The 12,455-nt window shown below is 71.2% G+C and carries 11 protein-coding genes and 1 tRNA gene; 5 read left to right on the forward strand and 7 right to left on the reverse strand.

Annotation, left to right across the window (positions count from 1 at the left end; genetic code table 11):
- Positions 1-150 precede the first annotated feature (150 nt).
- Positions 151-227: transfer RNA gene (locus IEY70_RS03155), tRNA-Met, on the forward strand.
- A 94-nt stretch (positions 228-321) separates the two neighbouring features.
- A complete protein-coding gene (locus IEY70_RS03160) occupies positions 322-822 on the forward strand; it encodes a DUF456 domain-containing protein (RefSeq protein WP_189063518.1) in 501 nt (166 codons plus the stop codon).
- A gap of 61 nt (positions 823-883) precedes the next feature.
- Here IEY70_RS03160 and IEY70_RS03165 read toward each other — a convergent pair whose 3' ends face one another.
- The 6 genes from IEY70_RS03165 to IEY70_RS03190 form a co-directional block, all read right to left on the reverse strand.
- The gene (locus IEY70_RS03165) at positions 884-1,612 is read right to left on the reverse strand and encodes a hypothetical protein (protein WP_189063519.1); all 729 of its coding nucleotides are present in this window, start codon (positions 1,610-1,612) and stop codon (positions 884-886) included.
- Between the two features lie 52 nt (positions 1,613-1,664).
- Entirely contained in the window at positions 1,665-2,633 is a 969-nt protein-coding gene (locus tag IEY70_RS03170; RefSeq protein ID WP_189063520.1) for a CPBP family intramembrane glutamic endopeptidase, read from the reverse strand.
- Between the two features lie 94 nt (positions 2,634-2,727).
- Entirely contained in the window at positions 2,728-3,744 is a 1,017-nt protein-coding gene (locus IEY70_RS03175) for a threonine aldolase family protein (protein WP_189063521.1), read from the reverse strand.
- A gap of 37 nt (positions 3,745-3,781) precedes the next feature.
- Positions 3,782-5,854: a hypothetical protein gene (locus tag IEY70_RS03180; RefSeq protein ID WP_189063522.1), complete on the reverse strand. Its 2,073-nt coding sequence runs from the start codon at positions 5,852-5,854 to the stop codon at positions 3,782-3,784.
- Positions 5,851-6,207 carry a DUF6915 family protein gene (locus IEY70_RS03185; RefSeq protein WP_078302309.1) on the reverse strand — a complete coding sequence of 119 codons (357 nt, stop codon included), beginning with the start codon at positions 6,205-6,207 and terminating at the stop codon, positions 5,851-5,853. The genes IEY70_RS03180 and IEY70_RS03185 overlap by 4 nt, the downstream gene beginning before the upstream one ends.
- Positions 6,208-6,256: 49 nt before the next feature.
- The gene (locus IEY70_RS03190) at positions 6,257-8,269 is read right to left on the reverse strand and encodes an elongation factor G (protein WP_189063523.1); all 2,013 of its coding nucleotides are present in this window, start codon (positions 8,267-8,269) and stop codon (positions 6,257-6,259) included.
- A gap of 143 nt (positions 8,270-8,412) precedes the next feature.
- Here IEY70_RS03190 and mnmC2 point away from each other — a divergent pair, with 143 nt between their 5' ends.
- The 3 genes from mnmC2 (at position 8,413) to IEY70_RS03205 (ending at position 11,235) form a co-directional block, all read left to right on the forward strand.
- Positions 8,413-9,141 (forward strand): tRNA (5-methylaminomethyl-2-thiouridine)(34)-methyltransferase MnmC2, encoded by a 729-nt coding sequence (gene mnmC2 / locus IEY70_RS03195; protein WP_189063524.1) that lies wholly within the window; start codon positions 8,413-8,415, stop codon positions 9,139-9,141.
- Complete coding sequence (locus IEY70_RS03200; RefSeq protein ID WP_189063525.1) at positions 9,141-10,136, forward strand: NAD(P)/FAD-dependent oxidoreductase; 996 nt, start codon at positions 9,141-9,143, stop codon at positions 10,134-10,136. Before mnmC2 ends, IEY70_RS03200 begins: the two co-directional genes overlap by 1 nt.
- A gap of 97 nt (positions 10,137-10,233) precedes the next feature.
- Positions 10,234-11,235, forward strand: coding sequence for an isocitrate/isopropylmalate dehydrogenase family protein (locus tag IEY70_RS03205; protein WP_189063526.1), 1,002 nt, complete (start codon positions 10,234-10,236; stop codon positions 11,233-11,235).
- Between the two features lie 189 nt (positions 11,236-11,424).
- On the opposite strand, the gene IEY70_RS03210 is transcribed toward IEY70_RS03205, so the two are convergent.
- Positions 11,425-12,429, reverse strand: a complete 1,005-nt coding sequence (locus IEY70_RS03210; protein WP_189063527.1) for an NADP-dependent oxidoreductase — start codon at positions 12,427-12,429, stop codon at positions 11,425-11,427.
- Positions 12,430-12,455 lie beyond the last annotated feature (26 nt).

A 12,455-nucleotide genomic window follows, 5' to 3' on the forward strand; every position in this document is an offset into this window, starting at 1 on the left:
CCTGTCGGGGGTGGGACGTGCAGCACGGCAAAAACGTGCAGCGTGACACAAAGTTGACAGTTCCGGAAACCCGAGGTACTATTCCTGAGCACTGAGGGCGGGAACGAAAGAAACCGCGACGCAGACGCACAAAAAGTTCAACCAGAGTAACGCAGGGTAGAGCAGTCTGGTAGCTCGTCGGGCTCATAACCCGGAGGTCGCAGGTTCAAATCCTGTCCCTGCAACCAAACGCCCCCACTCCGGTGGGGGTTTTTCATTGTTGCTGGCCCCGTTGCTGGCTGGCCCGGGAACGGCAGGGGGCTGCGCGGCGTACTGTACGGCGTGAGTCTCGCCTTCCTGATCTTCCTGGCCGCCTGGGTGATCGGCATGATCGGCACGTTCGTGCCAGCCGTGCCCGCCACCATCATCATCTTCCTGGGGTCCGTCGCCGCGACCCTGGTCGACGGGTTCCAGCCGTGGCCGGACCTGCCGTTCCTGCTGACCTTCCTACTGATCACGGTCGCCATCAGCATGGTCGACAACGTCGCCTCGGCGTGGGGGGCCCGCCGGTATGGTGGGAGCCGCCAGGCCGTGTGGGGCGCGCTGATCGGCGGTCTGGTCGGTATCTTCATTCCGTTCGGGCTGATCGTCGGGCCGCTGGCCGGCGCACTGATCGCGGAACTGCTGGTCGTGCGTAAACCCCCGCTGGACGCCGCGCGGGCCGCGTGGGGCACCCTGATCGGCCTGCTCGCCGGACTGGCCGCCAAACTCGTGCTGCACCTGCTGATCGGCCTGTACGAACTGTGGCGGCTGTGGGACCCCGCCCGGTCCATCTTCGGCTGAACCGCACCCACCACGCGCAGGGGGCCGCCCGGCAACTGGGCGGCCCCCTGCGCGCATTGTCTCAGCGCTGGAACAGCAGGGGCGCCAGCGCGATGAACCCCACCGCCAGCGCCGGCACGAGCGGCAGCAGCGCCCCCAGCAGCGCACGGCCGGGCCGCCCGGTCAACTCACGGAACGCCGGGAAGCTCAGCGCGCACTGCGCGGCCGTGCCCAGCATCGTCACGGCCAGCAGCAGGAACGCGGCGGGCGTGCGGGCCAGTCCGGCCAGCGCCAGCCGCTGCACCGCCTGACTGTCCTGCCCGGCCTGCGCCAGCGCGTCGGGGGCAGGCATCCACGCCGCCTGCGGGGTCAGGAACGCCACGACCGTCACCAGCAGGTACAGCGGCGGCAGCAGCGCGAAACTCGCGCCGTACACCTCGGCCGCCCGGCCCGCCCGCCCGGCACCCAGCCAGCCCAGCAGCCACATTAGCAGGAACGTGAACATCGCCAGGAACGCCCCGCCGATGGCGTTCGTCACGTGCACCAGCACCGGGGACGCGCCGCCCGCCACCTCGGCCGCCAGGGTCACGGACGGACGCACCAGCGCCGCGTACGCCACGCCGGACAGCACCGCGCTGAGCGCCGCGACGCCCAGGTAACGCCACGCGACCGGGTCGGTCGGGGCCAGCCGCTGCGCGAACACGCGCGGGCCGGTCAGGAACTCGGTGGGAAGCGGGGCCGCCTCGGAAGGCGCGGCCGCCGGACGGGACGCCTGCGGGCGGCGGGACGGTCGGGAATCAGGACGGGCCATAAGCTCCGCCATGGTAGCCCCCACCACCGCAGGCACCCCCGCACGGGGATGATCAGCGGCCCTGGAGAGACGCGCGGACCGTGCCCAGCCACTCGGCGACGCCCGGCACGGTCAGCAGCAGTGCGCTCAGGCCGAACAGCAGCACGACCACGTACGCCCCGCTGAGCCACGGGCCCGGCGCGGACCGCTCCTGCGGATCGGCTTTCGGGGTCAGCCACAGGTGCAGTACGACCAGCACGACCGTTCCGAACAGCGCCGCGCCGATCGCCAGCGGCACCTTCAGGGCCGGGTTCGACAGCATCTCGGTCGCCTGCGCCGGGTCGGTCGGCAGGCGCCCGGCCAGGAACGCGCCCAGGCCCAGCGCGACAGTGTTGTTCAGCACGTGAATGATCACGGCGTTCCACACGCTGCCCGTGTGCTGCGTCACGCGCGCCAGCACGTACGCCAGCGGCAGGATACCGACCACACTGACCGGCGCGCCGTGCGCCACCGCGAACGCCACGGACGACGTGAGCGCCGCCACCCCGAACCCCACCGCGCGCTCGTGCCCGCGCATCATCAGGCCCCGGAACGCGACCTCCTCGGCCACCGGGACCAGCACGCCCGCCGCCAGCAGCAGCACCCACAGGTCCACGCCGCTGCTCAGGAACTGCGGGGTGCTGCCGGCCGTCTCCGGGAACAGCGTCACGAACGCCAGCACGAACGCCCGCGACGCCAGGAACGCCAGCACGAACGCCGCCACCGCCACGCCCCACGCGGGCGGCGTGCGCCAGCGCACATCCCGGAACAGTGCGTCCAGCGGCCCCCGGAACACGGTCAGGCCCACCAGCACCACCACTGCGAACGCTCCCAACAGCGACACGCCCAGCGGCAACCCCAGCGCAATCAGCCCTGCGGATACCGCGTTCTGCACCAGCAGCAACGCCAGCGCCGCCCGGTTGCCATCCACCGCCCGCACCCCACGCGGCGCGGGCACGTCAGGCGAATCGGCGGGCGCAGGCACGGAATCCGGAACGGTCATGCCCCCGAGCCTACCGCGCCCACCCGGCACGGCGCGTCAACGGAAAGTTGAGGAGCGGGGGGCGGGAACAGCGTGTCCGCCTGCCACCCACCCCCTACGCCGTCAGGACGCGGACCGCTCCGGCCAGCGCCTCGTCGTCGATCTGGTGGTGCAGCACGAAGCGCACGGAATCCGGCCCCAGCGCGTTGCACAGCACGCCCTGCTGCGCCCAGCGGTCGGCGTGCGCGGCAGCGTCCGGCACGGTGGCGTAGATGATGTTCGTCTGCACGGCCGCCATGTTCACGTCGAAGCCCGCGTTCACCAGCGCCCCGGCCAGTTCACGGGTGCGGCGGTGATCCTCGGCCAGCCGGGCCGGGCCTTCCCGCAGGGCCACCAGTGCCGCCGCCGCCAGCACGCCCGCCTGCCGCATGCCGCCGCCCATCATCTTCCGGTACCGGTGCGCCTGCCGCATCTGGGCCGCGCTGCCGACCAGCACGCTGCCCACCGGGGCGCCCAGGCCCTTGCTGAGGCACACGCTGACCGTGTCGAACCGGGCCGTGATGTCCCTCAGCGGCACACCGAGAGACACCGCCGCGTTCAGCACCCGCGCCCCGTCCAGGTGCAGCGGCAGACCCTCCTCGGTCGCCACCGTGCGAATCCCGTCCAGCACCGCCAGCGGAATCACCGTCCCGCCCGCCTTGTTGTGCGTGTTCTCCAGGCTGATCAACCCGCTCGGGGACTGGTGGATGCTGCGGCGAATCGCGGCGCGCACGTCCTCCGGCGCGGGCACACCCAGCGGCGCGGGCACGAAGCGCGGCACCACGCCACTGAACGCCGCCATCATGCCCAGCTCCCACTCGTAGATGTGCGAGCCCTCCGCGCAGATGACCTCCTCGCCCCGCCGCGTGTGCAGCGCGATCGCCACCTGATTCGTCATCGTCCCCGACGGCATGAACAACCCCGCCTCATGCCCGGTCAGGCGCGCCAACTCGACCTGCAACTCGTTCACGGTCGGGTCCTCGCCATACACGTCATCCCCCACCCGCGCCTGCGCCATCGCCTCGCGCATGGCGGGCGTGGGGGTCGTGACGGTATCGGAACGCAGATCGGCAATCAGGCGGGAGGCAGTCATGCCCCGGATGCTACGCCGCGCCGCACTGGACCGTGTCCTACAGGTCCGGCCAGAGGTCGCGCCGCACCGCCCGCGCGACGGCCTGGACGGGGTCTTCCTTCAGGCGACGCGCGATGAACTCCGGCAGGTCAGTGCGGGAGGCAATCATGGCCCGCTGCTCCCCGTTCAGAAGCTGAGTTGTAACCAGCGTGTCCCACAGGTCCGAAGTCATGAATGGGGAGGACAGCATGACGTGAAGCAATTCCGTGATCCGCCGGTGCTCGTCGCCGTAACTGCTATTCCAGAAGCGGTGCCTGCGGACGCTCTGCGTGATCAGGGCGTGCAGGTGATCCGCCATGAAGTTCGGGTGACGCACCAGCAGGAGGTCATGCTCGGTCCCCACCAGCCGCGCCAGCATCCCAGGTGGGGTGGTCGGGTCGCTCAGCAGAGGCAGAATCCCGTCCGCCCCCAGTGACCGCAGCTGCTCGATGATCGGCAGGGGCGGCGTACACGGATTGGCGGCGAGGTTCACCAGCACATCCCCGGTGGCGACCTCGGCGTACACGCCCAGCAGTTCGGGCGGCAGCTCCGTCGTGTGGATATATGGGTTGAGCACACCCGGTCCCAGGTGGGCCAGCACCTCGCGGGCCACCCCGGGTGGCAACGTCCGGTTGCGCAGCAGCATCTTCGCCACCCAGTCCACCGGATCAGCCGCGAGGCGACGAGCCAGGGGTTCGTCCAGCGCGCCCTTCTCGGCCATGCTGGCCCGCACGGCCGGGCTGCCGTGGGTCAGCAGCTCCTCCCGGACGTCCGCCGGGAGGTCTGAGCGCGTGACAAGTTCACGCTGCTCTGATTCACTCAACTGCGGCAGGAGCGTTCGGAAGAACGCCGGGGGGAAGGTCCGGTCCGGCAGCCTGACCACCCACTCGTTCGCCGGTCCACTTCTGGCCATATGGAGCACTTCGTCGTCGGTCACGTCATCGCGGCAGAGCAGCGCCCAGTACATACCCGGCTGGGTCAGGAACAAGGCGCGAATTTCGGGCAGGAGGTTGGGGGCCCACGCGAGCATCTGGAGGTCGTATCGTCCCCACAGTTCGCCGTTGCCGGGCATCTGTGCGACCCGCCACTGCTCCTCGGGCGGCCAGGACTCATCAAAGGAGTCCTCCTCTTCCAGGCCGTTCTCCGGGCGGTAGGTCAGCGCCTCCTGCACGAGTCGGTGTGGGTCGGACTTCATCTTCTGGAGCAGATCGCCCGGCAGGTCGGCGCGGCCCATGACGGCGGCGCGGACGGTGGGGTCCGGGTCGGTGGCGTATGCGCCCAGCAGGTCCGGGGGGATGGGTTCGTTCCTGGCGACCGTGCGGCGTAGGTTCACGTCCGCTCCGCTGAAGAACGCCAGCAGCGCCGAGCGCACGTCGTCCCCCACCGACGGATTACTCAGCGTGGCGAGCCGGATGCGCCACTCGGGGTCGCCCGCGAGGTCGGCCAGGGTGCGCCCCGGCGTGCTGGGGTTCGCGGCGACCGCACGCCGGACCTGCGCCCACTCGCTGCGGGCCAGGGTGTCCAGCGCGCGGGGCAGAGTCATGGGGTTCCCAGCGTCGGTCAGGTGCGTGGACAGCAGAGGGGCACGGCCCGGACGCGCCGCCATGACCTGCACGACCAACGGGTCCAGGTCCCCGAGCAGCGGCGTGACCCAGGCGTCCGGCACGGACAGGTTCCCGGCGACCGCCACACGCAGCTTCGGGTCGGGCGAGGCCACCCAGGCGTTCACCTGTGCCCGCGTCGGATCGGGGGTACTGCGGGCCGCCAGCGTCTTCTCCGGGTCGCCAGTGAAGGTCACCTGATAGGTGCCGCCCAGCACGTCACCCGTCAGGTACGTCAGCTGCCCGAACGGCATCACTTCACCGCTGGCGAGGTCCCACAGGTAGGTGCCGAACGTGCCCAAGTCTGCGTTCCACACGGCTTCCCGGATCTCCCCTTCCAGTTCCGACGTCAGGGTCAGCGCCTGACCGTCCTCGTCAAGCACTTCCAGATCCAGGTGCCTCTCGTCGCTGTGCCAGTGGTACGCGAACTGCACGCGACCCACCCCGGCGCGCTGCAGGCGGCGGGTGAAGTCCTGCGGGAAGACGCTCACGGGCTATCCTCCTGTTCGCTCAGGCGGGCGGCGCCGCGCGCCATCCAGGGGCGCAGGGGCAGGTCGCCCAACCAGTCCTGCACGGTGGGGATCTCGCCGCCCATGTCCTCGCGGACGTGCTGCTCGCCGATCAGGCGTACGGGGACTTTCTTTCCGGTACTGAGGGTCAGCGTGGGGCCGAACACCTGTTCGCACAGGAAGATGCCCAGGCTGGAGTGCAGGACGGCGCGGTGGCGGACGTCCGGCAGGTGCGCCTTGGTCTGGTCGAACCAGTTGTGGATGGGCAGATACTCGTCGGGCGTCCCGCCGAACTGACGGCTGGAGCTGATCGCGTGGTGGTACGGGTGCGCCATGCCCCAGGGTAAGCGGGTGGAGCGGGGGCCGCGCGCCGACCGGCCCAGTTCATGCCTGTGCCAGTTCTTCCTGCCGGGCTTCGATGATCTTCTTGGTCAGGTGGTCCGGGACGGGCTGGTAGGGGCCGCTGGTCACGCTGAAGGCGGCGCGGTCGCCGGTCAGGGAGCGCAGGGCGGCGCTGTAGTCGTGCAGTTCGGCCTGTGGGACGAGTGCGGTGATGGTGGTGACGGTGCCGGTGGTGTCGATGCCCTGTACGCGGGCGCGGCGGGTCTGGAGGTCGCCGAGGAGGTCGCCGGTGAAGCGGGCGGGCGCGCGGACTTTCAGGTGGCGGGTGGGTTCGAGCAGGCCGGGGCGGGCGTGTTCCAGCGCATTTTTCAGGGCGAGGGCGCCGGCGGCGCGGAAGGCGAGGTCGCTGCTGTCCACGTCGTGGTAACTGCCGTCGAGGACGGTGACGTGCAGGTCCTGGAGGGGGTACCCGGCGAGCGGGCCGCGTTGCATGGCGTCCTGCACGCCTTTCTCGATGCTGGGCAGGTACTTGCCGGGGATGGCGCCGCCCACCACCGCCGAGCGGAAGCTGTAGCCCTCGCCGGGTTCGATGCGGAGGTGGCAGTCACCGTACTGGCCGTGCCCGCCGCTCTGTTTGCGGTGTTTGCCCTGTGCCTGGGCGGGCGCGTGGATGGTTTCGCGGTACGGGACGCGGGGGGTGGTGGCGGTGACGTTCACGCCCAGCGCGGCGAGGCGTTCGGCGGCGATGCCCAGGTGCAGGTCGCCCATGCCGGACAGCAGGCCCTCGCCGGTCTGGGGGTCGCGGGCGTAGTGCAGGGTGGGGTCCTCGTCGGTCAGGCGGGTCAGGGCGGGGCCCAGGCGGTCCTCGTCGGCGCGGGTGGCGGGGTGGATGGCGACGGTGTGGGCGGGTTCCGGGAGCCACAGCGGGTCGTACAGGATGGGGTCGGCGGGGTCGGCGAGGGTGTCTCCGGCGTGCAGGTCCGGGAGTTTGGTCAGGACGCCGATGCTCCCGGCGGGCAGTTCGCCCACCTCGGTCAGGTCGCGGCCGTTGGGGAGGTACAGGTGCGCGGCGCGCAGGTCGCCGCCCTGGGTGGTGTTGCGGATGGTGTCGCCGGGGCGCAGCGTGCCGCTCCAGACGCGGATGAACGCCTGTTTGCCCACGAAGGGGTCGAGGCTGACGCGCCACACGCGGGCGCTGAAGGGAGCGTCCGGGGTGGGGTCGCGGGTCTGGCCGTCCACGCCGCTGACCGGGCCGCGTTCGCGGGCGCTGCGCAGACCCGTGACCATCAGGTCCAGCAGGGCGTCCACGCCCACGCCGCTGTGCGCACTGACCGGAATGACGGGATACAGCGTCCCGGCGTGCACGGCGCGCGTGAAGGCGGCGTGCAGTTCGTCGGTGCTGATGGGGCTGCCGTCCAGGAAGCGGTTCATGAGGTCGTCGTCGGTCTCGACGATGGCGTCGGTCAGGGCGGCCTGCGCGCCTGCCAGGGCGGCGCGGTCGCTGGGCGGCAGGTCCTGTGGGGGGCTGACCTCGCCGGTCAGGACGTCGATCACGCCCCGGAAGTCGGCGCCCTCGCCGAGCGGCAGGAAGGCCGGGGCGACCGGCCCGCTCAGGCTGGCGCGCAGGTCGGCGAGGACGGCGTGGTAGTCGGCGCGGTCGCGGTCCATCTGGTTCACGGCGATCAGGCGCGGCATGCCGAAGCGGTCGGCGGTCGCCCAGACGCGTTCGGTGCCGACCTCGACGCCGCTGACGGCGCTGACGACGATCACGGCGGTGTCGGCGGCGCGGATGCCGCCCCGGATCTCGCGCACGAAGTCCGCGTAACCGGGCGTGTCGAGCAGCGTGATGTCCGTCCCGCAGTGGGTCAGGCGCAGCACGCCGGTCGTGACGCTGAAGCCGTGGGCTTTCTCGATGTCGGTGTGGTCGCTGCGGGCGGTGCCGTCCTCGACGCGTCCGGCGCGTGAAATGGCCCCGCTGCGCAGCAACAGGGCCTCGGAGAGCGTGGTTTTACCGGCGCCGCTGTGGGCGGCGAGACTGACGATCCGAACGGGCACACGAACCACCGATCCTTTGTGGGGGACTGGGAGGCGGGCGAACGCACACCGGCAACCGTGAACGCGCAAGCTGGGTACTGCCGAGTGTACACCCCGCGTCACGGGCGCTTCCTCACCCCGGCCCTCCCGTATCGTGGGGGGTGATGCCGGACGACGCCTCTCCCCTGCCCACCCTGCCTGACGCCGCGCCCGGCGGGATTCTGCTCACGCCGGACGGGTCGCGCACGGCGCATAGCGTCCGTTTCGGTGAGGCGTACGGGTCGCGGCACGGCGCGGCGGCGCAGGCGCGGCATGTCTTTCTGGAGGGCACGGGCACGCACCTGCACCCGGCCCCGCGTGTGCTGGAGGTGGGCTTCGGGCTGGGCGTGAACTTCCGCGCGACGGTGGCGGACGCGGCGGCGCGCGGCGCGACGCTGGCCTACCACGCCTTCGAGTTCGACCCGGCCCCCCGCGCCCTGCTGCGCGAGGTGGGAAGCGGCGGCCAGGGCGCGGCGCACCCGGTCTGGGAGGCGCTGCTCGCGGCGTGGCCGGAATCGGGCCTGGGCCCGCAGGACCTGCCGCAGGAGATACAGGTGCAGGCGGGCGGCGTGAGCGTGACCGTCACCTTCGCGGACGTGCTGACCGCCGCGCTGCCGGACGCCTGGGCCAGCGCGCTGTACCTGGACGGGTTCTCGCCGTCCCGCAACCCGGAGGTCTGGACGCCGGAGTTCGTGGCGCGGGTGGCGGGCACGCTCGCGCCGGGCGGGGTGCTGGGCACGTACAGCGCTGCCGGGCACGTGCGCCGTGCGCTGGAGGCGGCCGGGCTGCGCGTGGAACGCCGCCCCGGTGCGCCGGGCAAACGCGAGTGCCTGCGCGCCGTGCGGGAGGGCTGATGCACGTCATCGTGATCGGGGCGGGGATCACGGGGGCGTCGGTGGCGTACTTCCTGGCCCGCGCGGGCGCAGGGGTGACGGTCGTGGACGCCGCGCAGCACGCGGCCAGCCGGGTACCGAGCGCGCTGGTGAACCCGGTGCGCGGGCAGTCGGGCGGCGTGGACGCGCGGGCGCTGGAGGGCATGGCATTCACCTGGGCGCTGCTGCGCGACCTGGGCGCGGCGGGCTGGGCCGTGCCGCACGGGCAGACGGGCGTGCTGCGCCCCATCCCGGACGACCGGACGCGGGGGCGTTTCGAGCGGAACCTGCCGGCCGCGCTGCGCCACGAGTGGCTGGCCCCGGCCGACGCGCCGGAAGCCCTGGCCCCCAGCTGGGCGCACGCGCTGCACCTGCCGGAAGGTGGCTGGCTGGACGGCGGGGCGCTGGCGGACGCGCTGCTGGGCGCGTCGGGTGCGCGGGTCGTGCGGGGGCGGGCGCAGGAGTGGACGGCGCGCACCGTCACGCTGGCGGGCGGCGACACCCTGCCCGCCGAAACCCTGCACGCCGACGCCGTGGTCTTCTGCGGCGGGTCGGTGGGCAGCGCGTGGCGGGGCGAGGCGGGCACGCACCGCATGGGCACCCTGCTGACCCTGGACCGCGCCGTGACCGGCGTGCCCGTCAGTTTCGGCTCGTACCTCGCCCCGGCAGCGGTGGGCGGGGTGCTGGGCGCGACCTTCGAGACGCCCGCCCCCACCTGGGCGCCGGAGGCGTTGCCGCTGGGGTCGCTGGGCTGGCTGCTCGGCAAGGGTGAGGCGCTGACCGGGCTGCGGGGCGCGCGGGTCACGGGCCGCTGGACCGGGTCGCGTCTGTCCGGGCTGCGCGCCGGGCCGCAACCCGACGGTTCGTGGCGACTGACCGGCCTGAGCAGCAAGGGCTTCCTGCTGGGGCCACTGCTGGGCCGCGAACTGGCCGCTCAGCTCATGACCTCCCCGGAATCCCCGCGCCCAGCCGGTTGAAACGCTTCCAGTCGGGGGTGCGTCACGCGGCGGGTGACGTGCCGCGCCCCCCGCAAGGGTGAACACGAATACAAAGGTGCATTAGACTGTGCAGGTTATGGCGACTTACCGCATCTGTTTAATTGAAGGCGACGGCATCGGCCACGAAGTCATCCCCGCGACCCGCCGCGTGCTGGACGCCGCCGGCTTCAGCGCCGAGTACGTGCACGCCGAGGCCGGGTACGAGTACTTCCTCGACCACGGCACCAGCGTCCCGCAGGCCACCTACGACGCCGTGGAGAACACCCACGCCACCCTGTTCGGCGCGGCCACCAGCCCCAGCGGCGAGAAACCCGCCGGGTTCTCCGGCGCGATCCGCCACCTGCGGCAGAAGTACGGCCTGTACGCCAACGTGCGCCCCACCAAGACCCGCCCCGTGCCCGGCGCGTACGAGAACGTCGACCTGGTGATCGTCCGTGAGAACACCCAGGGGCTGTACGTCGAGCAGGAACGCCGTTACGGCGACACCGCCATCGCCGACACGGTCATCACCAAGGGCGCCAGCGAACGCATCGGCAAGTTCGCCGCCGACCTCGCCATGAAGCGCGGCAAGCGCCTGACGGTCGTGCACAAGGCCAACGTGCTGCCCGTCACGCAGGGCCTGTTCCTCAACACCATCCTGGACCACGCCGCGACCGTGGACGGCCTGAACACGGGCACCATGATCGTCGACAACGCCGCCATGCAACTGGTCCGTAACCCCCAGCAGTTCGACGTGATGGTCATGACGAACATGTTCGGCGACATCCTGAGCGACCTCGCCGCCGGACTGGTCGGCGGTCTGGGCATCGCCGCCAGCGGCAACGTGGGCGACAAGTTCGGCATCTTCGAATCCGTGCACGGCTCGGCCCCGGACATCGCCGGTCAGGGCATCAGCAACCCCACCGCGACCATCCTCGCGGCCGTCCTGATGCTCGACCACATCGGCGACCACGAAACGGCCCGCCGCATCGACGCGGCCGTGAACAAGGTCATGGTCGAGGGTCCCCGCACCCGCGACCTCGGCGGCACCGCCGGCACCGAGGAATTCACGAACGCCGTCATCGCCGCGCTGGCCTAAACGCAGCGCAACGAGAAGGGGGCCGGACACGCTGAGCGTCCGGCCCCCCTCCTGTGCACGGGTTCCGTCTGTTTCGTGGACAGATCGGAAGGTCACCGATCTGCCCACTCCACGTCCGGAACCCGTTTCGGCTCCTACTCGCTCCGCTCGGATTGAATGGCTTACAAAGCCATTCAATCGGAGTCCGTCTTACAGCTTGACGATCATCTTGCCGGTGTTCTGGCCCTTCAGGAGACCCATGAACGCCTCGGGCGTCTGGTCGATGCCTTCCACGACGGTCTCGTCGAATTTCAGTTCGCCGCTGGCGATCCACCCGCCGACTTCCTGCGCGAAGGTGTCGAACAGGTCGTAGTGGGGGGTCACCAGGAAGCCGCGCACCGTGAGCTGCTTGCCGATGATCTGCACCATGTTGCGCGGGCCGGGGGTGGGTTCGGTGGAGTTGTACTGGCTGATCATGCCGCAGATGGCAATGCGGCCCATGGAGTGCATGGCGCTGATCGCGGCCTCGAGGTGCTCGCCGCCGACGTTGTCGAAGTACACGTCGATGCCGTCCGGCGCGGCGGCCTTGAGCTGCTCGGCGACGGGGCCTTCCTTGTAGTTGAAGGCGGCGTCGAAGCCGAGGTTGCCGGTCAGGTGCGCGACCTTCTCGGCGCTGCCTGCGCTGCCGATCACGCGCGAGGCGCCCTTCAGGCGGGCGATCTGGCCGACGGCGCTGCCGACCGCTCCGGCCGCACCGGACACGAACACCACGTCGCCGGGCTTGAATTCAGCGGTGCGCAGCAGGCCCGCGTAGGCGGTCAGGCCGGGCATGCCCAGCACGCCCAGGTACGCGCTGAACGGCACGCCGTCGAGTTCCGGCAGCACCTTGACGCGCCCGGCGTCGATGTTGGCGTGGGTGCGCCAGCCCTGGTCGTGCAGGACGTGCGCGCCGACGGGCACGCGGGCGTCCTCGCTGTGCGTGACGACGCCGACGGCGCCGCCGGTCATGGTTTCACCCAGCGCGAAGGGGGGGGTGTAGCTCTTGACGTCGTTCATGCGGCCGCGCATGTACGGGTCGACGGTCAGGAACAGGTTGCGCACCTGGATCTGGCCCTGGCCGGGGGCGGGCAGTTCGATGTCAACGATGTTGAAATCGCTGTGCTGGGGTTCGCCCTGGGGTCGGGCCGCGAGTTGCACTTCACGTGAAGTCGTCATGCGGCCCACTGTGCACCTTCATGAGA

Origin of the sequence: Deinococcus seoulensis (assembly GCF_014648115.1) — a bacterium.
GTDB classification, from domain to species: Bacteria; Deinococcota; Deinococci; order Deinococcales; family Deinococcaceae; genus Deinococcus; species Deinococcus seoulensis.